The following is a 25,867-nucleotide window of genomic DNA, read 5'->3' on the forward strand; positions in this document are numbered from 1 at the left end:
ACCGGCCCGTGGCATGCCGCGGCCGCCTTCCGGGCAGTGCCCCCATCGTGCGGAGACAACCTCCGTTTAACGTGATCAGCGGCACACCACTCGCCCCGGATCCGGCCGCGGAGATGTCGGCGGCCGCTCGTATGCTCGGGGCATGACTTCCAGCGCGCAGGGATCCGACCAGGGCTCCCACCGGGGATCTGACCAGGTATCGGACGGGGCCGACCGGAGCGGGGCGGCCCCCCGGCCGACGGCCAACGCGATGCGCCGGGCGCTCAAGCGGGCCCGGGACGGCGTGGCGTTGGACGTCACCGAGGCCGCGGTGCTCCTCCAGGCGCGCGGCGAGGACCTGGAGGACCTGTGCGCCTCGGCGGCCCGGGTGCGCGACGCGGGCCTGGAGGCCGCCGGCCGCCCCGGCGTCATCACGTACTCCAAGAGCGTCTTCATCCCCCTGACGCGCCTGTGCCGCGACAAGTGCCACTACTGCACCTTCGCCACCGTCCCCGGCAAGCTCCGCCGGGCCGGCCACGGGATGTTCATGTCCCCCGACGAGGTGCTGGCGATCGCCCGCCGCGGCGCCGAACTCGGCTGCAAGGAAGCCCTGATCACCCTCGGGGACAAGCCCGAGGAGCGCTGGCCCGAGGCGCGCGAGTGGCTGGCGGCCGAGGGGTACGACGACACCATCGCCTACGTCCGCGCCATCGCCATCCGCATCCTTGAGGAGACCGGGCTGCTGCCCCACCTCAACCCCGGTGTGATGTCGTGGACGGACTTCCAGCGCCTCAAGCCGGTCGCCCCGTCGATGGGCATGATGCTGGAGACCACCGCCGAGCGCCTGTGGAGCGAGCCCGGCGGCCCGCACCACGGCTCGCCGGACAAGGAGCCCGCGGTGCGGCTGCGCGTCCTGGAGGACGCCGGGCGCAGCTCCGTCCCGTTCACCAGCGGTCTGCTGATCGGCATCGGGGAGACCCACGCGGAGCGCGCCGAGTCGCTGTTCGCGCTGCGCCGCATCTCCCGCGCCTACCACGGCATCCAGGAACTGATCCTGCAGAACTTCCGCGCCAAGCCGGACACCGCGATGCGCGGGATGCCCGACGCCGAGTTGGACGAGCTGGTCGCCACCGTGGCCGTCGCCCGGCACATCATGGGCCCCACCGCCTGCCTCCAGGCGCCGCCCAACCTGGTGGACGGGGAGTACGCCCGGCTGATCCGGGCCGGTATCGACGACTGGGGCGGCGTCTCCCCACTCACCCCGGACCACGTCAACCCCGAGCGCCCCTGGCCCCAGATCGACACGCTCGCCGAGCACTCCGCGACCGAGGGCTTCCGGCTGCGCGAACGCCTCGCGGTCTACCCGGAGTTCGTCCGGCGCGGCGAGCCCTGGCTGGACCCCCGGCTGCTGCCGCACGTCACCGCCCTCGCCGACCCGGCCACCGGCCTGGCCCGGGAGGACGCCGCGGTGACCGGCCGCCCCTGGCAGGAGCCCGAGGAGGGGTTCGTCTCCACCGGCCGCACGGACCTGCACCGCACCATCGACACCGAGGGCCGGACGGCGGACCGCCGCGACGACTTCGACGAGGTGTACGGCGACTGGGCGGCGCTGCGCGAGGCCGCCGCGCCCGGCATGGTGCCCTCCCGGCTGGACGCCGACGTCCGCCAGGCGCTCTCCCAGGCCGCCGACGACCCGACGAAGCTCACCGACGCCGAGGCGCTCGCCCTGCTGCACGCCGACGGCCCGGCGCTGGACGCGCTCTGCCGGATCGCCGACGACCTGCGCCGCGCCACGGTGGGCGACGCCGTCACCTACATCGTCACCAGGAACATCAACTTCACCAACGTCTGCTACACCGGCTGCCGGTTCTGCGCCTTCGCCCAGCGCCGCACGGACGCCGACGCCTACACCCTCTCCCTCTCCCAGGTCGCCGACCGCGCCCAACAGGCGTGGGACGTGGGCGCGGTGGAGGTCTGCATGCAGGGCGGTATCCACCCCGACCTGCCCGGCACGGCGTACTTCGACATCGCCCGCGCCGTGAAGGAGCGGGTCCCGGGCATGCACGTGCACGCCTTCTCCCCGATGGAGGTGGTCAACGGCGCGACCCGCACCGGCCTGTCCATCCGGGAGTGGCTGACCGAGGCCAAGGCCGCCGGTCTGGACACCATCCCCGGCACCGCCGCGGAGATCCTCGACGACGAGGTCCGCTGGATCCTCACCAAGGGAAAACTCCCCACCGCCACCTGGGTCGAGGTCGTCAAGACCGCCCACGAGCTGGGCATCCGCTCCTCGTCGACAATGATGTACGGCCATGTGGACCAGCCGCGCCACTGGCTCGGCCACCTCCGGCTGCTGGCCGAGATCCAGCAGGCCGCGTTGTCCAAAGGCGTCGGCGGCTTCACCGAGTTCGTCACGCTGCCCTTCATCCACACCAACGCCCCCGTCTACCTCGCCGGCATCGCCCGTCCCGGCCCCACCACCCGCGACAACCGCGCGGTGACGGCGATGGCCCGGGTCCTGCTCCACCCGCACATCACCAACATCCAGACCAGCTGGGTGAAACTGGGTGCCGAGGGCGCGGCGGAAATGCTCCGCTCCGGCGCCAACGACCTGGGCGGCACCCTGATGGAGGAGACCATCTCCCGGATGGCCGGTTCGAGTTACGGCTCCTACCGCTCCATCCAGGACCTGATCGGCATCGCCGACCTCGCCGGCCGCCCGGCTCGCCCCCGGACCACCACCTACGCCGACGTCCCCGCCGAGCGCCAGGCCGCCGCGCTGGCGTCGGACGGCCACCTGCCGGAGCTGCTGCCGGTGGTGGAGTAGCGGCCCGCACCGCGGCGCCGGCCCGGCCGATCGGGGACGCCCCCCCCGGCCGGGCCGGCGGGTCACTCCCCGCCGTGCTCCGCCTCGTGCTGGAGGATGCACTGCTGCCACTGCGACAGCGCCTCCTCGCGGTCGCCGCCGGCGTCCTGGGCGGCGACGATCAGCGCGTCGGCGGCCATGGCGGCCAGCCGCACCGCGACATGGCACACATCGCGCTGGGGGAGCGGCCGGAGGAGTTCCACCGCACCGTCGCTGTCACCGGACAGAGCCGAGGCGACGACGGCCATGGTGGTGCGGTCCCACTCGTACTCGGACATGGGGAAAGCATGCCCAGCGGGCGGCACGGCCATCACCGAACGGCCGGGCGGTGCGGAAATCCGCCGTCCGGCCGCCGCCGAAACACCGGGGGCCGACGGGCCCTCAGCCCAGCTTCCGGACCGGTTCCCCCGCCAGATAGGCCGCGATGTCCTCCACGGCCTCGCGGAAGTACCCCTCGTAGTTGCGCCGGGTGACGTAGCCGAGGTGGGGGAGGGCGAGCACGTTCGGGAGGGTGCGCAGGGCGGCGTCCGCGGGCAGCGGCTCCTGCTCGTAGACGTCCAGGCCGGCGCCGGCGATCCACTTCTCGCGCAGGGCCCGGAGCAGCGCGGACTGGTCGACGATGGCGGCCCGCGCGGTGTTCACCAGATAGGCGGTGGGCCGCATCCGGCGGAGTTCCGGGGCGCCGAGCAGGCCGCGGGTGCGGTCGCCGAGGACCAGGTGGACGGAGACGAAGTCGCTGCTCTCCAGCAGCTCTTCCTTGCCGGCGGCGGCGCGCACGCCCACCTCCGCGGCGCGTTCCGCGGTCAGGTGCGGGCTCCAGGCCACCACGTCCATCCCGAAGGCCAGGCCGACCCGGGCCACCTTGCTGCCGATCCGGCCCAGGCCGAGCAGCCCCAGCGTCCGGCCGTGCAGATCGGCGCCGACGGTGCTCTGCCAGGGGCCGCCGGCCCGCATCGCGGTGCTCTCGGTGACGACGTTGCGGGCCAGGCCCAGGATGAGGGCCCAGGTCAGCTCGACGGGCGGCTCGCCGTTGCTGGCGGTGCCGCAGACCGTGACGCCGTGCCGGGCGGCCGCCGCCAGGTCGATCGACGCGTTCCGCATACCGGACGTGACCAGCAGCCGCAGCCGCGGCAGCCGGGCCAGCAGCGAGGCCGGGAACGGCGTCCGCTCGCGCATCGCGACCACGATCTCGCAGTCGCCGACCGCCTCGACCACCTCGTCCTCGGAGCGCAGCGGCGTGCGCAGCGCACGGACGTCCACGGCGCCGGCCAGCGGGGACCAGTCGGCCAGGGAGAGGGCCACGCCCTGGTAGTCGTCGAGCACGGCGCAGCGCGCGGCGGCGGCGCCGGCGGTGCCCGGCACGGGCGCGGCGGCGGGCGAAGTCATGGGGCCTCCCGGAGCGGGGACGGGAAGGGGGCCGTCCCACCCGTCACCTCACGATACGAACCTGATACAAACCCGGCCCGGTTTCGATCATTCCCGGTCGCTACAGTGCTGCGCCAGGGGCGTCCGCAAGGCCCCGGACCGTCCGAGCGTCGGGAGGGCGCAGTGACCGAGCACAGCACGGGGGTCACCCCGGCCGAAGGCGGGCCGAGAGCCCTCGACCGGTGCGCGCCGGGCGGCGGCGGGCCCGAGCCGAGCGGGGTTCCGGCATGAACGCGGCGGCAGGCGGCACCGCCATCTGGGGCCGCGCCGAACAGCAGGACTTCCGCAGCCGGGTGCGCGGCTGCCTGCTGGGCGGCGCCATCGGCGACGCGCTCGGCGCCGCCGTCGAGTCCGACTCGCTGGACGCGATCCGGGAGGCGCACGGCCAGGACGGCGTGACCGACCTGGTCCCCGCCTTCGGGCGGCGCGGTGCGGTCACCGACGACACCCAGATGACGCTCTTCACCGTGGACGGCCTGATCCGCGCCCAGGTCCGCCGCGACACCGGCGCCTGGCACCCGCCCACCGACGTCCACCGCGCCTACCTCCGCTGGGCCGCCACCCAGCGCGACTGGGGCCCCGACGAGCGCAAGGAGGACGACGGCTGGCTGGCCCGCGAGGAGTGGCTCTACGCCCGCCGCACCCCCGACCGGGACTGCCTCAGCGGCCTCGGCGACGAGGTGATGGGCACCCTCGACAAGCCGAAGAACCCGGACTCCAAGGGCTGCGGCGCGGTGATGCGGTCCGCGCCGTTCGGCCTGCTCGTCGGCTGGGAGCCGCAGCTGGTCTTCCAACTCGCCGTCGAGTGCGCGGCGCAGACCCACGGCCACCCCACCGGCTACCTCGCGGCCGGCGCGTTCGCCGTGATCAGCCACTCGCTGGCGCGCGGCGAGGTCCTCGACGGCGCCGTCCAGAAGGCGCTGGCCCACCTCGCCACCCGCCCCGGCCACGAGGAGACCACCGACGCCCTCAAGCGCGCGCTGGGCGCGGTACGGCAGGGCATGCCGACGCCCGCCCGGGTCGAGTCGCTGGGCGGCGGCCGGACCGCCGAGGAGGCCCTGTCGATCGGCGTGTACTGCGCCCTGGTCGCCGAGGACATCCGGCACGGTCTGCTGCTCGCGGTCAACCACGGCGGCGACAGCGACTCCACCGGCGCCCTCTGCGGCAACCTCCTGGGCGCCCTGCACGGCGAGACCGCCCTCCCCCCGGACTGGGTGGTCGAACTGGAGGGCCGTTCCACCATCCTCGAACTCGCCGACGACTTCGCCATGGAGATGACCCAGGGCCCCGCACTGCACGGCCCCGCGGGCTCCGCCGCGGGCTGGCTGGCCCGCTACCCGCGCGCCTGACTCCCCCGGGCGCGCGGGCGCCCACCACCCGCGACCCGCCGTCACGACCCGCTCGGCACCGCCGCCGGCCGGGTCGTCCCGTCCTCCTCGCCGTCGCCGTCGATCCTGGCCAGCAGGGCGTCGCGGGCGTCGCTCGGCTCCGGCCGCACCAGGCCGAGGAGGGCGAACAGCACCAGCGACGTCGCCACCGGCGCCACGATCTGCACCTGCAACTGCACCCCGGCCAGGCCGTAGTTCGTCAGCCAGAACGCGCCCAGCCCGGCCGCCCAGGACACCAGCGCCGCGGTCGGCCCGGACCGGCGGAAGGCCGGCACCAGCCCCAGCAGGAACGGGATGGACACCGGCCCGACCAGTCCGGCCACCCACTTGATGACGACGGTGATGATGTCCTTGAACGCCGGCGAGTCGACCTGCGTCGCGACCGCCATCGACAGCGCCAGGAAGCAGACCGTCGACAGCCGCGCCGCCACCAGCCCGGCCCGGCGCGACCACGCCCGGGCCCGCGCCGACACCGCCGGTGCGATGTCCCGGGTGAAGACCGCGGCGATGGCGTTGGCGTCCGAGGAGCACATGGCCATGGTGTGCGAGAAGAAGCCGACCACGACCAGCCCCAGCAGGCCGTGCGGCAGCAGCCGTTCGGTGAGCAGCGCGTACGCGTCCGACGCGTCCGGTCTGCCGGGCGTCACCAGGAGCGGCGCCGCCCACATCGGGAAGAAGAGGACGGCGGGCCAGATCAGCCACAGGGCCGCGGACAGCAGCGCCGAGCGCCGCGCCTCCCGGGCGTTGCGGGTGGCCATGTAGCGCTGGGCCTGGTTCCACATCCCGCCGCTGTACTCGAAGGTCTTGATGAAGAGGTACGCGAGCAGGAAGGCCAGGGTGTACGGGCCGGCGGTCGGCCGGGAGTGCCCGTCCGGCAGCCGGTCCCAGAGAGTCCACAACCCGCTGGCGCCGCCCAGTTCGCCCAGCACGGCCACCAGCATCGCGACCCCGGCCAGCAGTTGGATGACGAACTGCCCCAACTCCGTCAGGGCGTCCGCCCACAGCCCGCCGACCGTGCAGTAGATGCCGGTGACCACCCCGGTGACGAGGATGCCGTGGTCGAGGGAGATCCCGGTGAAGACCGACAACAGGGTGGCGATCGCCGCCCACTTGGCGCCCACGTCCACGATCTTCAACAGAACGCCCGACCAGGCGAGGGCCTGCTGCGTGCGCAGGTCGTAGCGGCTCTTGAGGTACTCCAGCGGCGAGGCGACCCCGAGTCGGGACCGCAGCCGGTTCAGCCGCCCGGCGAACAGCCGGGCGCCGATGGCGATGCCGACCGCGATCGGGAAGGACCAGGTGACGTAGGAGGTGACGCCGTACTGGTAGGCGATGCCCGCGTATCCGGTGAACATCACCGCGCTGTAGCCGGACATGTGGTGCGAGATGCCGGACAGCCACCACGGCATCCGCCCCCCGGCGGTGAAGAAGTCGGCGACGTCCGTCACGCGCCGGTGCGACCACACCCCGATCGCGACCATCACGCCGAAGTAGCCGATGAGTACGGCCCAGTCGAGACTGTTCATGCCCCCTCCAGGGGTCCGCCTTGTGAACGTTCCAGATGTGGAAGCATTTCGCCGTGACGCGGTCCTGCGGTGCCGAGTACCCGCTCAGGAGCGGGGAACTCCGGGGATTGAACCGTTCTGCGCGACTGCCGGTCAAGGGTCTTGACGGTCATGGATATGAACACAGGTCACCGAAGCGAACGAGAGCGAGCGGAACGCCGAGCCCCCCGCCCCCGTCCGGGCGCGGGGGAACACCCTCGGGCGGGCACGAAAAAGCGGCCGTACGGGCGGGGGCCCGTACGGCCGCGCGACGGCGGCCGGCCGCTACCGCATCAGCTCGCCCGCGTTCACCAGCAGCGACTGCCCGGTGATGGCCCGCGCCCGGTCCGAGGCGAGGAAGACCGCGGCCTCCGCCACGTCCGCGTCCGTGGCCAGCTCGGGCAGCGCCATCCGCCCGGTGAGCCGCCCCAGCACCTCGGACTCCGGCGCCCCTTCGGCCCGCGCGGTGTGCCGCACGTACTCGGCCACCGGCGGTCCCCACATCCAGCCCGGCTGCACGGTGTTGACCCGGATCCGGTCCGGCCCCACCTCCCGCGCCAGCGAGTACATCGCCGACACCAGCCCGCCCTTGGACGCCGCGTACGCCGCCTGCTGCACCTGCGAGGGCGCGGCCACCGACGACTGGGTGCCGATGATCACCACCGAGCCGCCGCCGCCCGCCGCCATCGCCGGCAGGCAGGCGCGGGTCATCCGCAGCGTGCCGAAGAGGTTGACGTCCACCACCTGCCGCCAGGTGTCGAAGTCGGCGTCCCGCAGGCCGCCGAAGTGGCTGTCCAGCGCCGCGACATGGACCACCGCGTCGATCCCGCCGAACCGCGCCACGGCCAGTCCGGCCAGCGCCGTGCACTGCGCCTCGTCGCCGATGTCGGTCGCCCGCCAGGCCGTCCGCTCGCCCGACGCGTCGATCCGGGCCGCCGTCGCCGCGAGGTTCCGCTCGGTGCGCGCGCCCAGCACGACCCGGGCGCCGTCCCGCAGGCACGCCGCCGCGACCTGGTGGCCGAGCCCGGCGCCGACGCCGGAGACGATGACGGTCTTGTCGCGCAGCAGCATGCGGAACCCTCCTGCCGTCCGGCCCACAGCAGAGAACTGACGGTGAGTCAGTAGTGTGGCGGACGGTCAGGGTAGGCGGGCCGCGCGGCGAAGGGAAGGCCGGCGGGGCGCCGGGCACGGCCACCCCCGCGGAACGGCTGATTCCGCGCCCCGCGACGGGCCCGTGGACCCCCGCCGCCCGGTCCCGCCGCCCGGTTCCGTCACGCGGTCGGCCGCGCCGCCGCCAGTCCCGCGCGCAGCCGCCGCAGCCCCGCCCCGATCTCCTCCGCCGGGTGGGTCACGAACGACAGCCGCATCGCCGCCGGATCCGGCCGCCCGGCGAAGAACGGCGCACCCGGGACGTACGCCACGTCGTGCCGCACCACCTCCGGCAGCAGCGCGGTCGCGTCGTACCCCGCGGGCAGCGTCGCCCACACGAACATCCCGCCCGCCGGGCGGTTCCACCGCGAGCCCTCGGGGAGCGCTTCGCTCAGCCCGTCCACCAGGGCGTCCCGCCGCTCCCGGTAGGCGCCCCTGACCCGCGCCAGGTGCGCGTCCAGGTCCGAGTCCGCCAGGTACCGCGCCGCGGCGGCCTGGTCGATGGTGGAGGTGTGCAGGTCGGCGGCCTGTTTGGCGATGACGCAGGCCCGCCGCAGCGCGGCCGGCGCCCGCAGCGTGCCCAGCCGCAGCCCGGGCGCCATCACCTTGGAGAACGAGCCGAGCAGCACCGTACGGTCCTCCGCCCCCGGGAAGGACGCCACCCAGCGCTGCGGCTCCCCCTCGAAGCGCAGCTCCCCGTACGGGTCGTCCTCGGCGATCCACAGTCCGCGCCGGGCGGCGACCTCGGCGACCGCGGCCCGCCGCTCCGCGTCCAGCGTCCGCCCGGTGGGGTTCTGGAACGTCGGGATGACGTAGAGGAGTTTGGGGTTCTCGCGGGCGGCGATCTCGTCCAGCGCCGCCGGGTCCAGCCCCCCGTCGTCGGTCGGCACCGCCACCACCCGGGCGCCCGCGAGCGAGAAGATCTGCAGCGCCGCCAGATAGCAGGGATCCTCGACCAGCACCACGTCGCCCGGCTCCAACAGGGCGGCGGCCAGCAGCGTCAGCCCCTGCTGGGAGCCGGTGGTGACCAGCAGGTCGTCGGCGTCGGTGGGCAGCCCGCGGGCCGTGGTGCGCGCCGCGACGGCCGCCCGCAGCTCCGGATCGCCCTCACTGGTCGAGTACTGCAGGACCTGCTGCGGAGCCCGCGCCAGCACCTCCCGGAAGGCGGCGGATATCCCCTCGACGTCGAAGAGTTCGGGCGCCGGCAGCCCACCGGCGAACGAGATCACCTCGGGCCGGGCGGTCAGCGCCAGGATGTCGCGTACGGGCGAGCTGCCGGTCCGGGCCGCCCGCGCGGCGAGCTCGGGGACGGGGGCGGCGGCAGGGGTCAGGGCCTGGTCCGGCATGGCAGCTCCAATCGCTCGTGATCTGCGTTAACCACCGTTAGCTGCAGATGCCGGGCAGCTTAGACATGTTTCGGCCGACCGGACAGGGTTGCCCGCATACTGAACCGCCACCCGGGATCCCCGCCCGCACCCCTCCCCTTCTGACGCTACGTCAGCTACACCTGTCCGCCATGACGACCGACGACCACCACGCCGACCGGCACACCGCCGACGAGGACACCGCACAGGGGCGGGCCGCCGGCGAACTCGCCGCCTACGCCGCCCTCCCCGCCACCGGCCCCTACGGCGTCCGCCCCGGCCACGCCCTGATCACCATGGTCGAACCGCATCCCGGCCACGAGCACGCCTACAACCGCTGGTACGAGGACGACCACTACATCGCCGGCGCGATGGCCATGCCCTGGATCTTCGCCGGCCGCCGCTGGGTCGCCACCCGCGATCTGCAACTCCTGCGCTACCCGGAGCGCTCCGCCGTCGCCCGCCCGGTCACCGCCGGCTGCTACCTCTCCACCTACTGGCTCACCGAGGGCCGCTACGACGCCCATATGCGGTGGACCGTCGCCATCAACCAGCGCCTCAACCGCGACGGCCGGGTCCACCACGACCGCACCCACGTCTTCACGGCCTTCCAGGACCACGCGGCGACCGTCTACCGCGACGGAGCGGCCGGCCCCCGCGACTTCCACGCACTCGACCACCCCTACGCCGGGCTGGTCCTGGAGGTGATCGACGCGGACGGCCCGCAGTCGCGCGCCGCCCTGCTGGAGTGGCTGTGCTCCCACCATCTGCCGCGGCGCCTGGCCGGCTCGCCGTCGGCCCTGGTCACCGTCTTCCGGCCGACACCGCTGCCCGGCGACCGGATGGCCTACGTCAAGCAGGTCGAGGGGGTGGACACCCGGCTGACCCTGCTGTGGTTCCTCCAGGAGGACCCGCGGCACGCCTGGGCGGAGCACTTCACCGGCCTGGCGACCGAGGTCGCCGCCTCCGGCCTGGGCCGCGTCGAGCTGGTGGCCCCGTTCATCCCCACCGTCCCGGGCACCGACCGCTATGTGGCCGAACTCCGCTGAGCGGCCCGGCCGATGACCGTCCGTGGCGGTCCGCCCCGCCGGCCCGTACGCGGACACGCCCGAGCCCCCTCGGCCGGGACGGCGATCCAGTCGAGAGGGCTCGTATCCGCGCTGACGTCACACGGACTGCGGTCGGTGACGACTCGGTTCAGGAGAGGTCGAAGGTGCCCGCCGCGACGTCCGACACGAAGCTGCTCCAGGAGGAGTTGTCGAAGGTGAGCCGCACACCGTCGGGGACCTTGGAGTCGCGCACCGCGATGGCCGCGGTGGTCGGAACGGCGATCTCCACACAGGCACCATTGCCACCGGAGTACGAGGACTTGGTCCAGGAGAACGCGGAATTGGGCTGAACGGCCATTGTCACTCCACCTTACTGTGAGTTACCGCGAATTCGGTGAGGACGACGCTACGCGCCAACATCACCGGCCGCAGAGGGCCGTTCACCCGTCCGAATGGCATATTTCGTGATCTCTTTTCAGACGCGGTGGCTCAGGTGTACCGTGCGGGCCCGTTCACCGGAATTCAACATTCCGCGCCTTCCGGGCCGCTGCCCCCGCCCCAACGCCTTCAACTCGTGGCGTCCGCATGCCGCTTCGCGGCCTCCGCGATGAACTCGCGACTGACGTCCGCGCTCAGCGCCTGCGCCCGCAGATGCTCGTACATGATCGTGTATTTGTGCACATCGTTGGTCTTCTCCAGATAGAGATCACTGGTGACACCCTCGATGTAGACCACGCTGGAATCCGCGGCGTCGTCGAATTCCAGGATCGAGAACGTCCCCGACATCCCGGCGTGCGCACCGGCGTCATAGGGCAGCACCTGAACCGTCACATGCGGCAGCGTGCTCACCTCGACGAGGTGCTCCAGCTGCTCGCGCATGATCAGGTGGCTGCCGACCACCCGGCGCAGCGCGCTCTCGTCCAGCACGACCCACAGCCGCAGCGGGCGCTCCTGTTCCCGGACCCGCTCCTGGCGGCGCATCCGCACCTGGATGCGTTTCTCCAGATCCTCCGGCGCCAGCTCCGGGACCGTGCCGGGGATCACCGCCTCGGCATAACCGGGCGTCTGTAGCAGACCGGGCACCAGCAGGGATTCGTACGTCCGCAGCGACGCCGCCTCGGTCTCCAGGCCGATGTAGACGCTGTACGGGATGTCGCCGAAGGCGTGCCACCAGCCTTGCTGGCGCGAATCCTTGGCCATCTGCATCAGCGAATCCACTATCCGGCGGTCCTCGACCTCGTAGACCCCGCACAGGTCGCGGACATCGCGCTGGCTGATGCTCCGACGGCCGTTCTCCAGTCGGCTGATCTTCGACTGGGAGACCAGCAGCCGCTCGGCCACCTGCTCCGCCGTCAGGCCCTTGTCCTCCCGGAGCCGGCGGAGCTCCTGGCCCAATCGGCGTCGCCTGACGGTGGGGTTGACGTTGGACGCCACGGTACGTGCACCTCCGGCTCCGTACTGCTGTCATTTCTTGTTGAGCAGACTGCCACTTCATGTGGACGCCGCGCAGTCAAATGAACACAGTAGGCGAGCGCACATGTGCGCGGGGTGGCGAACCGTGCCGTCGTCCGAACGGCTCGGCCCGCCACCCCGCGCTTCTCGCTGCGGCTCCCGAACGGTCCGGGAAGGGGCGGTGCGGTGGCGCTGACGGGGCAACCCCGGTGCGGGTGCTGCCCTGGTGGTGCGGTGGTGCGCGGCGGCATCCGGTGGTGCGCGCCGGGCCCGGCGAAGCGCGGGCTGGCGCACCCCTACGGTGCCGGTGCCCTCAGTGGGCGCCGACCCGGGCCATGCTGCCGTGCCCGTGTCGTCGGGACTGGCCGGGTACGCCGGTCGCGTCGGCCGTCGTGCGGGCCGCCGCCTTCCGGGGCACCGGACCGCCGCCCGGTCCCGAACCCCGCCGCGGCTGCGCCGCGGCGCCGTTCTGGACGTCCATGACGGCGTGTGCGACCAGCCCGCCCATCGGGTCGTGCCGGATCAGGTCCCGGAGTCGGGAGCGCGATGACCGCCCCTCGTTCCCCGGGTACAGGTGCTTGCCGAGGCCGACCGCGTGGGCCAGTGCGGCGAGCGCCGCGGTCCGCGGGTCCGGTGGGACGCCAGTGCGGATCGCGTTGTCGAGCCGGGTCCTGATTTCCCGGCTGATGGCCGTCTCCGTCGCTTGGTAGCGCGTCGTCGGCAGCACCCCGCACATCTGGCCCGCCACGGCATGCACCATGCCGCACCGTTCGAGATGCGTGAGGTAGGTCTGGCGCAGCCCCAGCCGGGGCCCGCCGATCCAGTGGACCGCGCGCACCGGACTGCCGCGACGGCGCAGCAGTTCGAGCGCTGAGTCCAGAGTCGGATCTCCTGTCGGCCGTGCCATCACCACGGCGATACGATCCCCGTCTGGGGCTATCCGTCCTGCCAGAGCCAGCTCGACGAGCTGGGCCCCGGCCAGGCCGAGGTCGAGCGACTGCGGCTGTGCTGTGGTGCCCGTGGTCGGGTCCAAAGCCAGCAGCAGAAGCTCCTCCGGAATTGTTCTGCGGCTCCTGCCCATCCAAGCCTCCCCGCGTGGATGAATGACAGGGTGACCCCTCTCACATTCATCTGTCGAGGGTGCGTGGGGGGTTCGGTAGGGAACCGGTAGGTATGTCGTTCTCGTCTAGCACGTCGGCGACATCTTCCGAGGAGCGCCGCATCCACTGGTTCGCGTGGCGGTGGGAAGCGGCGGCTCGGACACAGGAGACTTGGGAACACTGGTTCCGCTCGGTACCAGCTGGCACCAGGCAGGGCACTGCGACGTAGTGAAGGAGACATCGGTGGCGGGCGAGTCCCCCGACAAGTCGGACAAGAAGTCGGGCAAGGAGCAGTCGTCGGGGGAGACGGCGCGCACCGAACGGGACCCGCGGCTGGCGATCCTCCGCGAGGAGCGGGGGAATCGGGACGGCGCGGCGAAGGGGAAGCCGGAGGAGTCGGAGAAGGACTCCGGGGGCGGGGTGAAGAAGGCGGCTGACACGGAGACTTCCGACCAGAAGACTTCCGAGGGGAAGATTTCCGAGCGGGAGACTTCCGAGGGGAAGGCGTCGGAGGAGAAGGCCGAGGCGGACGAGGCGAAGGCCGCCGAGGAGTCCGCCGACGAGCCCGTGAAGGCGGCTGAGGCGCCTCAGGAGGCCGCACAGGGCGGTTCTGGGGGTCCCGAGGGGGCGGAGAAGGCCAAGGCGGCAGCGGGCCGTCTGGAGGCCGATGCGCCCGCGGACGCGAAGGCTGCGCCCGCCGAGGAGAAGGCCGCGCCCGCCGAGAAGGCTGCCGAGGGCGGGTCCGCGAAGGGCTCGGCCAAGGGCTCGGGGGCGGACTCCGGGGCGGACTCCGCGGGAGCGGGCGACTCGGGGGACGCGGACGAGAGCGAGGGCGTCGATCAGGCGACCGCGGTCTTCAAGACGGTCGAGCCGAAGAAGCTCAGCGCGGGCAAGGGGACCGGCGAGAGCGCCGACGAGGCACCGGCCGATGACGCGACGCGAGTGTTTGCCGTAGCGAAGACCGGGAAGCCCAAGGCGTCCGGCAAGGGGGCGGCGGAAGGTCCCGTCGACCAGCAGACCGCCGTCTTCAAGCTCGGTAAGGACGCGGGTAAGGGCGCCGGTGAGGACGCGGGCGCCAAGGCTGCGGATGCCAAGGCCGATGGTGCTGATGGTGCCAAGGATGCCAAGGATGCCAAGGCGAAGGCCGAGGGCGTTGCCGACGCGGATGAGCGGGACGCCGAGCGGACCAGTCAGTTCGTGGCGCTGAAGTCGTCGGACGACGGTTCGGCGGAGCGGTCGATCGGTAAGACCGCGCCCAAGACCCCGGTCCGCAAGCCCGGCGGCACCCCGGACGGCGAGGAACCGGAAAAGGAAAAGGGCCAGAAGGAAGACGGCCAGAAGGAAAAGGGTCCGAAGGAAAAGGGCCAGGACGAGGGGCAGGAGAAGGCGAAGGGGGCGGCCTCCGGCGGGAAGGGCACGGAGCCGGGCGCCGCGAAGGGCAAGGGCTCGGACGGCGCGCCGGAGAAGTCCGCTGCGAAGTCTCCTGAGAAGGCTGCGGGCAAGGCCCCCGGCGCGATGCCGCCCGCCGCGGCGTCCAAGGCGGACGGGAAGTCCGAGACCGGTAAGGCCCCGGCCGCCGCCGGTGCCTCGGCCGCGCCCGGCACGTCCGCGGCCGAGGCCGACTCCGAGCGGACCCGGCAGGAACCGCTGCCGCCGCTCGATCTGCTGGCCAAGCTCACCAACACCCCGCCGCCGCCCGAGACCACGGTCCGCGTCGTCGTCCGGCGGTTCAAGATCTGGACGCCGCTGGCGGTGCTGCTGGCGATCATCTTCGCGGTGGTCCAGGCGGTGCGGCCGCTGCCCGACCCGACGCTGACCCTCGGCGACGCCAAGTCGTCGTACACCTTCGAGGGCGGCAACCTCTCCATCCCGTGGCCCGAGAAGGGGCAGGCGGCGGTGAAGGTCGTCGGTTCCGGGGCACTGGGGACGTTCGGCGAGGAGAAGCCCGTCCCGACCGCGAGCGTCGCCAAGATCATGACGGCCTACGTGATCCTCAAGGACCGTCCGCTGAAGAGCAAGGACGACAAGGGGCCGCAGATCGAGGTCGACGCCAAGACGGTGGCGGAGGGCGGTTCCGAGAGCGAGTCGCGCATCGAGGGGCTCAAGACCGGTCAGAAGTTCAGCGAGCAGGACATGCTCAAGATGCTGATGATCCCGTCCGGCAACAACATCGCCCGGCTGCTGGCCCGTTGGGACACCAACTCCGACTCCGAGGCCGCGTTCGTCAAGAAGATGAACGACGCCGCCAAGGAACTCGGCATGAAGAACACGACCTACACCGACCCCAGCGGCCTGGACGCCAGGACCGTCAGCACCGCGGTCGACCAGCTCAAGCTGGCCGAGGCGGTCATGAAGTTCGACGCCTTCCGGCCGATAGTCGCACTGCCCAACGCCGACATTCCGGGTCTGCCGACGCGGATCAACAACAACAACGACCGTCTGATCGTGGCCGGGCTGAGCGTCAAGGGCATCAAGACCGGCTCCAGTTCGGCGGCCGGCGGCACGCTGTCGTGGGCGGCGTACAAGACGGTGGACGGCAAGGACGTGCTGATCCTGGGCACGATGATGGACCAGCACTTCCAGGGTCTGGACCCCAACGGCTCCAACAGCCTGACGATGGTCCAGAACAACAGCAAGAAGGTGATCGAGGCGGTGCGCAACGCCCTGACCTCGGCCACCGCTGTGAAGAAGGGCCAGGTCGTGGGCTACGTGGATGACGGCCTGGGCGGCCAGACCCCGGTCGTGGCCACCAAGGACCTGAAGGCGATCGGCGTCCCCGGCCAGAAGCTGGCGCTGCAGGTCGGCGACGGCGGCAAGGTCGCACCGCACGAGGCGGCGGCCGGGACGGTGGTCGGCGAGCTGATCGTCGGCAGCGGGGCCGAGGCCCAGCGGGTGCCGGTGGCGCTCCAGAAGGCCCTCGCCAAGCCTTCGTTCGGTGCAAGACTGATCCGACTGGGCTGAGATGACGGCCGGACGGCCGGGTGGATGTCCCTCATCCCCCGGCCGTCCGGCCGTTTTCCGTCCGCCCCGCGGCCGGCACGGCCGGCCGGCCGCGCCGCCCCCGATGTGACCGGAGCCCGCCATCGACGCGTCGCAAGCGCCGCAGCCGCACCAGCCGTCGCAGCCGCACCAGGCAACCCGGGCGCTCTCGTCATCCGCCGGGGCCGGGGCGGCCGTTGCGTACCCGGCGTACCCGCACGCCGACCCCTTCGCCGCCGTCCGCCGCGCCTGGGCGATACGGAGCGCGGTGGTGCTGGTGCCCGCGGGGCTGATGTTCTTCCTGGGGGCGTGGGGGATCCGTCGCCAGGACGCCATCTGGCGGGACGAGGCGGTCACCTACGACATGGCGCACCGCAGCCTGCCCGACCTGGGGGCGACGCTGCTGCACGCCGATGTCGTGCACGGCCTGTACTACGCGCTGATGCACTGCTGGTTCGCCGTCTACGACGCCGCCCTCGGGGACACCCTCGGCGCGGTGATCGGCCTGCGGCTGCCGTCGGTCGTGGCCATGACGGCCGCTGCGGCCGGCGTGGCCCTGCTGGGGCAGCGCCTGGCCGGCCCGCGCGCCGGGCTGTGCGCGGGGCTGACCTTCGCGCTGATCCCGGTCGTCCAGCAGTACGCGCAGGAGGGCCGCTCGTACGCGATGGTCTGCGCCCTGGTCGTCTGGGCGTCGTACCTGCTGGTGCTGGCCGCCGGCCCGGCACCCGACCACCGCCCCTCAACGGCGCCGCCGCGCGGCGGCACCTCCCGGTCCCGGCCGCGCCGCGCGCTGTGGTGGGGTTACACGGCGCTGCTGCTGCTCGCCTGTCTGCTGCACGAGTTCGCGTCGCTGGCGCTGCCCGCACACGGCGCCGCCGTCGTCCTGGCCCGGCTGCCCCGCCGGTTCCGGCGGGCCTGGCTGGCGGCCGCCGGCACCGTGCTCGCCGTGCTCGCCCCGATCGCCGTGTTCAGCACCCGCCAGTCGGCCCAGATCAGTTGGCTGATGTGGCCGGATCCGCTCCAGCTCCTGACGTTCGCGGTGCTGGCCGTCGTCGGCGTGCTCTGCGCCCGTGTCCCGGTGCGGTCCCGCGGCCCGATCGGCCTGCGGGCCCTCGGCCTGCCGCTGCTCCTGCTCCCCACGGTCCTGCTGCTGCTCCTGTCGAACGTCGAGCCCGCCTACGTGGACCGCTACGTCCTCTACTACGTCGTCGGATTCGCGCTGGTCGCGGGCGCCGCGGTGGCCCGGCTGCTGCGGCCGGCCGGCGCCGCGGGCCAGACCCGCGGCCGGCGGCTGCGGCGGCTGGCGGCGGTGGGGCTGGTCCTGGTCGCGCTGCTCCCGGTCGACGTCCACCTGCGCAGCCCGGACAGCCGGGTCGACGACGTCACCGCGGTCGCCCAGGCCGTCCGGCAGCTGTCCGAGCCGGGCGACGGGCTGCTCTTCACGCCGTCCCGCCGCCGGATCTGGCGGGCGACCCGGCCGCACGACTTCCGCGGACTGCACGACCTCGCCCTGGACGAGAGCCCGGTGGCGTCGCACACCCTCTACGGGACGGAGCGCTCCGGCGACGAGATCCGCGACCGGATGCTGGCCAGTCGCCGCATCGTGGTCGCCGGGGACCCGGCCGGGCAGCCGGCCGACAGCAGCGACCAGGAGATCGCCAAGCGGGCCACGCTGCGCTCCGCGTTCGCGGTCTGCCGCAGCACGGAGGTGCGCGGGGCGCGGGTCACGCTCTACGTGCGGGTGGGCGGTCCGGGCGGCGGCGGCCGCTGCTGAGCGCGGGGCGGCCGGGCCGGTGGGGAGCTGTGGTGGGCCGGGTGGCCGCCGCCGTCACACCAGCCCGGCCGCCTGCTCGTCGAACCCCAGCAGCTCCCGTAGCGCGGTCGTGCCCTCCGGGGTGAGGCGGACCGCCCGCCCGGTCCCGATCCGCCGGATCCAGTGCCGCTCCAGCAGCCGGTCGCAGAGCCGGGCACCGGCCGTGCCGGCGAGGTGCTGACGGCGTTCGGTCCAGTCCAGGCAGCCCCGGGCCGGCGGGCGGCGGCCACCGTGCAGCGCGTCGGACGGGACCCCGAGGGCGTCCGCGAACCACTCCCGGCCGCTGTCGGTGAGCGTGAAACCACCGTCCTGGTCCAGCAGGCCGCGCGTGGTCATGGCATCGGTGAGGGCGACGCCGAGCCGGCCGGCCAGGTGGTCGTAGCAGGTGCGGCCGCGGGCCAGCGCCGCCGAGGCGTTGACCGCCCGCAGCCCGCGCGGCGCCACGGCCGGCGGGTCGAGATGCGCGGTCATCGACTCCAGCAGTTCGGCGACGCGCGGTCCGGCGAGCTGGACGTAGCGGTGCCGGCCCTGCCGCCGTTCGACGAGCAGCCCGCCGTCGATCAGCCGGGACAGGTGCTCGCTGGCGGTGGAGGGCGCCACCCGTGCGTACGCGGCGAGTTCGCCGGCCGTCCAGGCCCGCCCGTCGAGCAGCGCCAGGCAGCACGCGGCCCGGGTGCGGTCCGCCAGCAGCGCGGCCAGCCGGGCCAGCTCCTGGCTGTAGTCGGGGGCCGGCAGGGGGTGCGAGGGGGCGGCTGCCCCGGCCCCGGCCCGTTCCCGGGCGTCCGCTCGCGCCCGTGCCGGTGGGCCGGCTCCGGGCCGTTCCGGTGTCCGCTTCGGCGACGTCATACGCCCATTGTCCGCAGCGACACTTCGGCGACCACCGACACGTCACCGCCTTACGGTGCCCGCATGACCACCGACACGCGCAGCGGCGCGGGCACCGGCGACGGCGGAAGCGGCGACCGGCACGCGGCCGGCGCGCCGGGACCCGCCGCGCACCTCGCCGCCTTCCACGCGCTCCACCACGCTCCGGGCCACCCGCTGCTGCTCCCCAACGCCTGGGACAGCGCCTCGGCCCTCGCCCTCGCCGACGCCGGGCACCCGGCGATCGGCACGACCAGCCTGGGCGTCGCGGCCGCGCACGGCCATCCGGACGGCCAGGGCGGCTCCGAGGCCCGGGACGCCACGCTGGCCCTGGCGCGCCGCCTCGCGGGCCGGCTGCGCTGCCCGTACACCGTCGACATCGAGGGCGGATACGGCGGCGGCCCCGGACAAGTCGCCGCTCTGGTAGCCGAGTTGGCGGACTGCGGCGCGGCGGGGATCAATCTGGAGGACGGGCTCCCCGGCGGCGGAGGGCTCCAAGACCCCGCCCGGCAGGCCGAGTTGATCCGCGCGGTGAAGGAGCGCGCGCCGGGTCTCTTCGTCAACGCCCGGATCGACACCCACTGGCTGGTGGACACCCCGCCGCCGCTGTCGGAGACCCTCGCCCGAGCCGAGACCTACGTGGCCGCCGGCGCGGACGGCATCTTCGTACCGGGCGTCAGCGCCGACGCGGAGCTCACGGTGCTCGTCGACGGCATCGCCGCGCCCCTGAACGTCCTGTTCGCCCCCGGCCGGCACACCGTCCGCCACCTGGCCGACCTCGGCGTCCGCCGCGTCAGCACCGGCTCACTGCTGTTCCGTACGGCCCTGGGGGCGGCCTGCGCGGCGGCGGACGCGTTCCGGGCGAGCGGCGCCCGGCCCGCCGGGGCCGGGGTGGCGGCCCCGGCGTCCGCGAACGGTCCGGGGGACGGTCCGGGGGACGGCTTGGGGGGCGGATCGGGGGGCGCGCCGACGTACGACTTCGGGGCGGCGCCGGCTTACGGGGAGGTGCAGCGCCTCACCGGGGGAGGGGCTGGTGGGACCGGTGGGGATGGCGGGGCCGGTTAGCTTTCCAGGCCGCGGTCGCGTCGTGACGGCTGCTCGCCGGGGCCGGTGCGCCGACGTGTGCCGTTGCCGGGACCGGTCCGGCGACGTGTGCCGTCAGCGGGACGGGTCCGGCGGCGCATGCCGTTGCCGGGACCGGTGCGCCGGCTCGTGCCGTGGTGTCAGCGGGACCGGTTCGACGACTCGTGCCGCCGCCGCTGCACCGCGACGCCCACGCCCACCGCGCCCAGCGCGGCCGCGCCACCGATGAGGCCCGCCTTCGGCAGGTGACCGGCCTTCTCCGCGAGACCGGCCAGGCCCTCGTCGGGGAGCACGATCGACGTCCGGCTCTCCGTCGGCCCGGTGGAGTCGGCGGCGAAGGCTGCGCCGGTGGGCAGCAGCAGGACGGCCAGTGCACCGGTGGCGACGGTGGCGGTGCGGATCACGGAGCGGCGCTGAGCACGCATGGGTACTCCTCGACGGGGGCGACCGGCGGCCACCCTGCGGATGCGGTACGTGTGAGCACGCTACGGAGGGTCCATAACGGCGATCCGTACGTTGTGTAACAGCCGGCCCCACCTCTCCGGTCAGTCCTGTGACGAAGCGGCCGGGCGGGCCGCCGCGGAGCGCCGCCCGATGGCCCATTCACCCGGAACGGTCGTCCCGAGGATTCCCCGACCCAACACCTTGGGTAGCTTGGTCAGGCTATGTCCGCATTTCGCCCTGCTTTTCGTCCCGCATGGAGCGCGTCGGCCGCCCGCCCCCGCACCCCGACGCCCGCTTCCCGTGCCCTGGCCGCACCCCTCGCCCTCGCCGCGGCCCTCCCGCTGGCCCTCCTCGCCGGCTGCGCCAGCCCCGAGGGGCTCAAGGACGAGGGGCAGGCGCGCCGCGTCAACGCGCCGCTGGAACTCTGGCCGCGGTATTCGCCCGCCCCGCTGCGCGAGAACGAGAACCCCGCCGCCCTCAAGCCGCTCCCCGCCCTCCCGCGCATCCCGAGCGGCAGCATGGCCGACGCCGACCCGCTCGCCGTCCTCGACGCGGACTTCACCGCGTCCGGCGGCACCCCGCCCGAGCCCGGCACCGTGCGCCGCCCGGAGCTGCACGACCTCACCGACGACGGCAAGCCCGACCTGATCGCCGTCGTCGACCTCGACGACCGGACCAGCGAACTGCGCGTCTACACCGTCCGGAAGGAGGTGGTCACCCGGGTCCTCGCCCTGCGCGCCGTACTGGCCGGTGTGGAGCTGGCCGCCGGCCACCTCGCGATCCGCGAACCCACCAAGGACCCGCGCTACGTGAGCGTCACCGACTACGTCTGGGACGGCCGCTCGATGGGCCTGTGGGACCTCACCCTCGACCTGGCCCGCAAGCCCAAGCCGTCCTCGCCCGCCCCCGGCCCGGCGGGGAGTCCCCCGTGAGGCGCCCCCGCCCGGCGCTCTCCCTCCGCTGGAAGATCTCGCTGACCGTGGCGGCGGTGTGCTGCGCGGTCGCCGCCGTCCTCGGGGTGCTGGTGCACAATGCGGTGGCCCGCCAGACCGTCGGCCAGGTGCGCAAGGAGACCCGCGCGGACCTGGACACCGCACTGGACCTCTTCGAGTACGGCACCTCGCGCGAAGGCATCAACTCCGTCCTCGATCCGCCCGAACTGCCTGACGCGTTGCGGCAGTTGGTGCGCAAGGGGCGGCGCGGCAGCATGGTCGGCAGCTATCGAGGTCAACCCGTCATGTGGGCGGCGGCGCCCGCCGACCACCAGATCATGGCCGTCTGGTCGCCCTACGGGAACACCCGCTGGACCTTGGACAAGTTCGACACCGCGATCCTCGGTTCGGCCGTCCTCGCCGCCGCGGCCGTCGCCGCGGCCGGCCTCTTCCTGGCCCGGCACATCAGCCGCCGACTGACCACCACGGCGGCCGTCGCCCGCCGGATCAGCGCCGGCGACCTGGACGCCAGAGTCGACGGAACCGCAGGTCAGACCCAACGCGGTGGACGGGTGGCGCAGGACGAGGTGGCCGCGGTGGCGGCCGCCCTGGACTCCATGGCCGCCACCCTCCAGAGCCGCCTCCAGGCCGAACAGCGCTTCACCGCCGATGTCGCCCACGAACTGCGCACGCCGCTCACCGGCATCCTCGCCTCCGCCGCGCTCCTCCCGGAGGGCCGCCCCAAGGAGATGATCAACGACCGGCTGCGCGCCCTGCACCGGCTCACCGAGGACCTGCTGGAGATCTCCCGGCTGGACTCCGGCACCGAGCACGCCGACCTCGCCGCCTACGAGCTCGGCCCGCTGGTCCTGCACTCCGTCCGCACCACCGGCCTCGACGCCGACGTGCGGATCCACGCCGACGCGGTCGTCGAAACGGACCGGCGCCGCCTGGACCGCATCCTCGCCAATCTCGTCCTCAACGCCCACCGGCACGGCCGCCCGCCGGTCACGGTCACCGTCGACGCCCTGCCCGGGGGCGCCTCGACCATCGCCGTCCGCGACCACGGCCCCGGCTATTCCGCCGAGCTGCTCCACCACGGTCCGCAGCGCTTCCGCACCGACGCCCCGGGCCGGGGCCGGGGCCACGGCCTCGGCCTGACCATCGCCGTCGGACAGGCCGCCGTCCTCGGCATCGACGTCCACTTCGGCAACGCCCCCGACGGCGGCGCCCTCGCCGTCCTGACCTTCCCGCCGACTCCCCCGACGGGGGCCGGTCCCACGGCGTAGGCGACGGGTGGCGCCGGGCCGATCAGGCGGGGGTGGGGCGGGCGGGGCCGGGCCGCGTCACGGCGGCGGCGCCGCGACGCGCCCGTCCCGTCGTCACCCCGTCCCGTCGTCACCCCGTCCCGTCGTCACCCCGTCCCGTCGTCACCCCGTCCCGTCGTCACCCCGCCCCGTCAGGCCGACCCCTCACGCCATGCGCTCATGGTGGCCGACGCTGGCTCACCAGTCGATGTCGTCCGGCGGCTCCGGCAGCACCTCGTCCTCCTCGAACACCGACACCGGGGCCGCCACGGCTGCCACCGGCTTCGCCGCTCCCGCAGTTCCCGCCACTCCAGCCGCTCGTGCTGCTCCCGTCGGCCCGGCGGTGCCCGCCGCTCCCGTCGGCCCGGCCTCCGGCGTTGCCGCCGGGCCCGGCGTCCCGGCCGCGGCCGCCCCTCCGGCCAGCACCTCCAGGATCTGCTCCCCGTACTTGGCGAGCTTGTTCTCGCCCACTCCGCCGATGGCGCCCAGCTCGGTGATGCTCGTCGGACGCGCCACCGCGATCTCCCGCAGCGTCGCGTCGTGGAAGATCACATACGCGGGAACGCCCTGCTCCTTCGCCGTGCTGCCCCGCCAGCCGCGCAGCTCCTCGAAGACCGGCAGCGCCGCCTCCGGCAGATCCACCGGCGCCCGCTTGCCCTTGGCCTTTGCCTTGGCCGCCCGCGCCGCCTTCTCCGGCTCCCGCCGCATCGCCACCTGGCGCTGCCCGCGCAGCGCCTCACCGCTGGTCTCGGTGAGCACCAGCGTCCCGTAGTCCCCCTCCACGGCCAGCAGCCCCTGGGCGAGCAACTGCCGCACCACGCCGCGCCATTCGGCCTCGCGCAGATCCGCCCCGATCCCGAAGACGCTCAGCGCATCATGGTCGAACTGGATGACCTTGGCGGTCTTCCGGCCCAGCAGGATGTCGATGATCTGCCCCGCCCCGAACTTCTGGCCCCGCTCGCGCTTCAGCCGCACGATCGTCGACAGCAGCTTCTGCGCCGCCACCGTCCCGTCCCAGGTCTGCGGCGGGGTGAGGCAGGTGTCGCAGTTGCCGCAGGGGCCGCTCTCCTGGTCGAAGTAGGCCAGCAGCTGCACGCGCCGGCACTCCACCGTCTCGCACAGCGCCAGCATCGCGTCCAGGTGGGCGGAGAGCCGGCGCCGGTGCGCGTCGTCCCCCTCCGAGCCGTCGATCATCTTCCGCTGCTGCACTACGTCCTGCAGCCCGTACGCCAGCCAGGCCGTGGACGGCTGGCCGTCCCGCCCCGCGCGGCCGGTCTCCTGGTAGTACCCCTCCACCGACTTCGGCAGGTCCAGATGGGCCACGAACCGCACGTCGGGCTTGTCGATGCCCATCCCGAACGCGATGGTGGCGACGACGACCAGGCCGTCCTCGCGCAGGAACCGCGCCTGGTTCTCCGCGCGCACCCGGGAGTCCAGCCCGGCGTGGTAGGGCACCGCGTCGATCCCGTTGTCCACCAGGAACTGTGCGGTCTTCTCCACCGAGGCGCGGGACAGGCAGTACACGATCCCCGCGTCCCCGACGTGCTCGCTGCGCAGCAGCTCCAGCAGCTGCCGCTTGGGCTCGCTCTTCGCCGCGATCCGGTACTGGATGTTGGGCCGGTCGAAGCTCGCCACGAAGTGCCGGGCCCCGTCCATCCGCAGCCGGGACGTGATCTCGGTGTGCGTGGCCTTCGTCGCCGTCGCGGTCAGCGCGATCCGCGGCACGTCCGGCCAGCGGTCGTGCAGCATCGACAGCATCAGGTAGTCCGGCCGGAAGTCGTGGCCCCACTGCGCCACACAGTGCGCCTCGTCGATGGCGAAGAGCGCGATCTTCCCCCGGTCCAGCAGCTGCACGGTCTGCTCGACGCGCAGCCGCTCCGGCGCCAGATACAGCAGGTCCAGCTCACCGGCGAGGAACTCGGCCTCGACCAGCCGCCGCTCCTCGAGATCCTGCGTCGAATTGAGGAACCCGGCCCGCACCCCCAGCGCCCGCAGCGCGTCGACCTGGTCCTGCATCAAGGCGATCAGCGGCGAGACGACCACGCCGACGCCGGGCCGCACCAACGAGGGAATCTGGTAGCAGAGCGACTTGCCGCCGCCCGTGGGCATCAGGACGACGGCGTCCCCGCCGCCGATCACCTGCTCGATGATCTCCTGCTGATCCCCGCGGAACGCGTCGTACCCGAAGACCCGGCGCAGTGTCTGCACCGCCTCGCCCGCACCCGGGGCACCTGCCACGTCCACGTCGACTTCCACGCCCACGACCACTCCCACGTCCGCCGGAACCACCCCGAAAGCCTACGAGCTCCGAGGCACTCGCCGTCGCGCCTGTGGACAACTCCACCCGCGAGCGCCACGGCCCGAGCGGTATCCGCTGGTCAGCACGAGAACCCCGCAGTGCCGGGGTGCCGGGGCAGCGGGGTATGCCGGGGCCACGCGTACACGCGCAGCCCCCGCCGGATCGTGATGTTGCGCCGGACGCAGGAGCCCCGGATGCCGGACCCCGGTGCCGGGCCCGGCGCGGCGCCGGTGGCGTGGCCCCGATTGGCGGGACCAGCGCGCTCGTGCGAGCTAGGCGGCCCTGGGGCGTGCGGCGCGCGGGCCCGAGGCGGGTCCCTGCGCCTCGTCGGGCAGGGGGGTCTGGTCTTCCCCGAAGTCGGGGGCCTGGAAGGGGTTCGTCGCCGGAGGCGGCGATGCCGCGGTGGCGTAGCGGGGCGGCCCTTCCGGGGCGGAGAACAGTGATGTCGGGTCGATGAGAGGTCTCCCTTTCGGTGCAAGCCCCTGGTGGGGCCTGGTGTGCCATGTCCGGGTACAGCGGTCCTAGAGCTTGGTCATCTTGGCGTAGGGGCTCAGGATCCGCATGCGCGTCGAGCCGAAATCCACGAGTGTCGCGATTCCTTCTTCGACGCTGATTACCCGGCCGAGGCCGTACATGTCGTGGGTGACCTGGTCGCCCACGGAGAAGTGCTTCAGGGCCGGTGTGACCGGGGCCTTGAAGGGGCTGGTGGGCAAATGACGCTTCGGTGCAGCGGGCTTTGTCATCGCCCCCAGTATGCGCCTTGTGGAGCCCGTGGGCGGTGGCCGTGCACGTTCACCCGTCCCGCATCGCGCATGCGTCCGCCGCTCGCG

20 protein-coding genes are annotated in these 25,867 nt (G+C 73.4%); 8 read left to right on the top strand and 12 right to left on the bottom strand.

The features are described 5' to 3' along the window. Nucleotides 1–142: 142 nt before the first annotated feature. A complete protein-coding gene (locus CG747_RS39295; protein ID WP_100606675.1) occupies nucleotides 143–2,806 on the top strand; it encodes a bifunctional FO biosynthesis protein CofGH in 2,664 nt (887 codons plus the stop codon). A 62-nt stretch (nucleotides 2,807–2,868) separates the two neighbouring features. Here CG747_RS39295 and CG747_RS39300 read toward each other — a convergent pair whose 3' ends face one another. Both CG747_RS39300 and CG747_RS39305 read right to left on the bottom strand, forming a co-directional pair. Continuing rightward, nucleotides 2,869–3,123, bottom strand: coding sequence for a hypothetical protein (locus CG747_RS39300; protein WP_100606676.1), 255 nt, complete (start codon nucleotides 3,121–3,123; stop codon nucleotides 2,869–2,871). Between the two features lie 103 nt (nucleotides 3,124–3,226). Further along, on the bottom strand, nucleotides 3,227–4,231 hold the full coding sequence (locus tag CG747_RS39305) for a D-2-hydroxyacid dehydrogenase family protein (protein ID WP_100606677.1): 1,005 nt from the start codon (nucleotides 4,229–4,231) through the stop codon (nucleotides 3,227–3,229). A 266-nt stretch (nucleotides 4,232–4,497) separates the two neighbouring features. Between CG747_RS39305 and CG747_RS39310 the strand changes: the two genes are divergently transcribed. Further along, on the top strand, nucleotides 4,498–5,619 hold the full coding sequence (locus CG747_RS39310; RefSeq protein WP_100606678.1) for an ADP-ribosylglycohydrolase family protein: 1,122 nt from the start codon (nucleotides 4,498–4,500) through the stop codon (nucleotides 5,617–5,619). 41 nt (nucleotides 5,620–5,660) lie between these two features. Here the strand turns inward: CG747_RS39310 and CG747_RS39315 are convergent, their stop codons facing one another. From CG747_RS39315 to CG747_RS39325, 3 genes are all read right to left on the bottom strand, one after another. Continuing rightward, nucleotides 5,661–7,184 carry a sodium:solute symporter family protein gene (locus CG747_RS39315; protein ID WP_100606679.1) on the bottom strand — a complete coding sequence of 508 codons (1,524 nt, stop codon included), beginning with the start codon at nucleotides 7,182–7,184 and terminating at the stop codon, nucleotides 5,661–5,663. A gap of 303 nt (nucleotides 7,185–7,487) precedes the next feature. Beyond that, a complete protein-coding gene (locus tag CG747_RS39320; RefSeq protein ID WP_100606680.1) occupies nucleotides 7,488–8,273 on the bottom strand; it encodes an SDR family oxidoreductase in 786 nt (261 codons plus the stop codon). A gap of 200 nt (nucleotides 8,274–8,473) precedes the next feature. Beyond that, entirely contained in the window at nucleotides 8,474–9,697 is a 1,224-nt protein-coding gene (locus tag CG747_RS39325; protein ID WP_100606681.1) for a PLP-dependent aminotransferase family protein, read from the bottom strand. Between the two features lie 170 nt (nucleotides 9,698–9,867). On the opposite strand from CG747_RS39325, the gene CG747_RS39330 reads away from it, so the two are divergent. Continuing rightward, entirely contained in the window at nucleotides 9,868–10,764 is an 897-nt protein-coding gene (locus CG747_RS39330) for a hypothetical protein (RefSeq protein ID WP_100606682.1), read from the top strand. A gap of 148 nt (nucleotides 10,765–10,912) precedes the next feature. Here CG747_RS39330 and CG747_RS39335 read toward each other — a convergent pair whose 3' ends face one another. The 3 genes from CG747_RS39335 to CG747_RS39345 form a co-directional block, all read right to left on the bottom strand. Then, nucleotides 10,913–11,122, bottom strand: a complete 210-nt coding sequence (locus CG747_RS39335; RefSeq protein WP_100606683.1) for a DUF397 domain-containing protein — start codon at nucleotides 11,120–11,122, stop codon at nucleotides 10,913–10,915. A 209-nt stretch (nucleotides 11,123–11,331) separates the two neighbouring features. Next, nucleotides 11,332–12,198: a helix-turn-helix transcriptional regulator gene (locus CG747_RS39340; protein WP_100606684.1), complete on the bottom strand. Its 867-nt coding sequence runs from the start codon at nucleotides 12,196–12,198 to the stop codon at nucleotides 11,332–11,334. Nucleotides 12,199–12,529: 331 nt separating this feature from the next. Next, entirely contained in the window at nucleotides 12,530–13,297 is a 768-nt protein-coding gene (locus CG747_RS39345; RefSeq protein ID WP_100606685.1) for a GPP34 family phosphoprotein, read from the bottom strand. 262 nt (nucleotides 13,298–13,559) lie between these two features. Between CG747_RS39345 and CG747_RS39350 the strand changes: the two genes are divergently transcribed. Both CG747_RS39350 and CG747_RS39355 read left to right on the top strand, forming a co-directional pair. After that, complete coding sequence (locus CG747_RS39350) at nucleotides 13,560–16,277, top strand: D-alanyl-D-alanine carboxypeptidase family protein (protein WP_100606686.1); 2,718 nt, start codon at nucleotides 13,560–13,562, stop codon at nucleotides 16,275–16,277. 286 nt (nucleotides 16,278–16,563) lie between these two features. Next, on the top strand, nucleotides 16,564–18,069 hold the full coding sequence (locus tag CG747_RS39355) for a hypothetical protein (protein WP_100606687.1): 1,506 nt from the start codon (nucleotides 16,564–16,566) through the stop codon (nucleotides 18,067–18,069). A gap of 54 nt (nucleotides 18,070–18,123) precedes the next feature. Here the strand turns inward: CG747_RS39355 and CG747_RS39360 are convergent, their stop codons facing one another. Next, nucleotides 18,124–18,954 (bottom strand): helix-turn-helix transcriptional regulator, encoded by an 831-nt coding sequence (locus CG747_RS39360; RefSeq protein ID WP_257981028.1) that lies wholly within the window; start codon nucleotides 18,952–18,954, stop codon nucleotides 18,124–18,126. A 63-nt stretch (nucleotides 18,955–19,017) separates the two neighbouring features. Between CG747_RS39360 and CG747_RS39365 the strand changes: the two genes are divergently transcribed. Next, the gene (locus CG747_RS39365; RefSeq protein ID WP_100606688.1) at nucleotides 19,018–20,037 is read left to right on the top strand and encodes an isocitrate lyase/phosphoenolpyruvate mutase family protein; all 1,020 of its coding nucleotides are present in this window, start codon (nucleotides 19,018–19,020) and stop codon (nucleotides 20,035–20,037) included. Nucleotides 20,038–20,195: 158 nt separating this feature from the next. Here the strand turns inward: CG747_RS39365 and CG747_RS39370 are convergent, their stop codons facing one another. After that, nucleotides 20,196–20,480 (bottom strand): hypothetical protein, encoded by a 285-nt coding sequence (locus CG747_RS39370; RefSeq protein WP_100606689.1) that lies wholly within the window; start codon nucleotides 20,478–20,480, stop codon nucleotides 20,196–20,198. A gap of 240 nt (nucleotides 20,481–20,720) precedes the next feature. Between CG747_RS39370 and CG747_RS39375 the strand changes: the two genes are divergently transcribed. Further along, complete coding sequence (locus tag CG747_RS39375; RefSeq protein ID WP_257981029.1) at nucleotides 20,721–21,431, top strand: hypothetical protein; 711 nt, start codon at nucleotides 20,721–20,723, stop codon at nucleotides 21,429–21,431. Further along, entirely contained in the window at nucleotides 21,428–22,720 is a 1,293-nt protein-coding gene (locus tag CG747_RS39380) for an ATP-binding protein (protein ID WP_100606690.1), read from the top strand. The genes CG747_RS39375 and CG747_RS39380 overlap by 4 nt, the downstream gene beginning before the upstream one ends. 216 nt (nucleotides 22,721–22,936) lie before the next feature. Here CG747_RS39380 and recQ read toward each other — a convergent pair whose 3' ends face one another. Together recQ and CG747_RS39395 are read right to left on the bottom strand one after the other, a co-directional pair. Beyond that, nucleotides 22,937–25,000: a DNA helicase RecQ gene (recQ, locus tag CG747_RS39385; protein WP_374701876.1), complete on the bottom strand. Its 2,064-nt coding sequence runs from the start codon at nucleotides 24,998–25,000 to the stop codon at nucleotides 22,937–22,939. Nucleotides 25,001–25,558: 558 nt separating this feature from the next. Beyond that, entirely contained in the window at nucleotides 25,559–25,780 is a 222-nt protein-coding gene (locus CG747_RS39395; RefSeq protein WP_100606691.1) for a hypothetical protein, read from the bottom strand. Nucleotides 25,781–25,867 lie beyond the last annotated feature (87 nt).

This window comes from Streptomyces sp. CB02959 (genome assembly GCF_002803155.1).
Taxonomy (GTDB): domain Bacteria; phylum Actinomycetota; class Actinomycetes; order Streptomycetales; family Streptomycetaceae; genus Streptomyces.

Bases quoted from the DNA above. Each gene is read 5' to 3' on its own strand.
- CG747_RS39295 (WP_100606675.1), top strand. From the start codon at position 143: ATGACTTCCAGCGCGCAGGGATCCGACCAGGGCTCCCACCGGGGATCT.
- CG747_RS39300 (WP_100606676.1), bottom strand. From the start codon at position 3,123: ATGTCCGAGTACGAGTGGGACCGCACCACCATGGCCGTCGTCGCCTCG.
- CG747_RS39305 (WP_100606677.1), bottom strand. From the start codon at position 4,231: ATGACTTCGCCCGCCGCCGCGCCCGTGCCGGGCACCGCCGGCGCCGCC.
- CG747_RS39310 (WP_100606678.1), top strand. From the start codon at position 4,498: ATGAACGCGGCGGCAGGCGGCACCGCCATCTGGGGCCGCGCCGAACAG.
- CG747_RS39315 (WP_100606679.1), bottom strand. From the start codon at position 7,184: ATGAACAGTCTCGACTGGGCCGTACTCATCGGCTACTTCGGCGTGATG.
- CG747_RS39320 (WP_100606680.1), bottom strand. From the start codon at position 8,273: ATGCTGCTGCGCGACAAGACCGTCATCGTCTCCGGCGTCGGCGCCGGG.
- CG747_RS39325 (WP_100606681.1), bottom strand. From the start codon at position 9,697: ATGCCGGACCAGGCCCTGACCCCTGCCGCCGCCCCCGTCCCCGAGCTC.
- CG747_RS39330 (WP_100606682.1), top strand. From the start codon at position 9,868: ATGACGACCGACGACCACCACGCCGACCGGCACACCGCCGACGAGGAC.
- CG747_RS39335 (WP_100606683.1), bottom strand. From the start codon at position 11,122: ATGGCCGTTCAGCCCAATTCCGCGTTCTCCTGGACCAAGTCCTCGTAC.
- CG747_RS39345 (WP_100606685.1), bottom strand. From the start codon at position 13,297: ATGGGCAGGAGCCGCAGAACAATTCCGGAGGAGCTTCTGCTGCTGGCT.
- CG747_RS39360 (WP_257981028.1), bottom strand. From the start codon at position 18,954: ATGACGTCGCCGAAGCGGACACCGGAACGGCCCGGAGCCGGCCCACCG.
- CG747_RS39365 (WP_100606688.1), top strand. From the start codon at position 19,018: ATGACCACCGACACGCGCAGCGGCGCGGGCACCGGCGACGGCGGAAGC.
- CG747_RS39370 (WP_100606689.1), bottom strand. From the start codon at position 20,480: ATGCGTGCTCAGCGCCGCTCCGTGATCCGCACCGCCACCGTCGCCACC.
- CG747_RS39375 (WP_257981029.1), top strand. From the start codon at position 20,721: ATGTCCGCATTTCGCCCTGCTTTTCGTCCCGCATGGAGCGCGTCGGCC.
- CG747_RS39395 (WP_100606691.1), bottom strand. From the start codon at position 25,780: ATGACAAAGCCCGCTGCACCGAAGCGTCATTTGCCCACCAGCCCCTTC.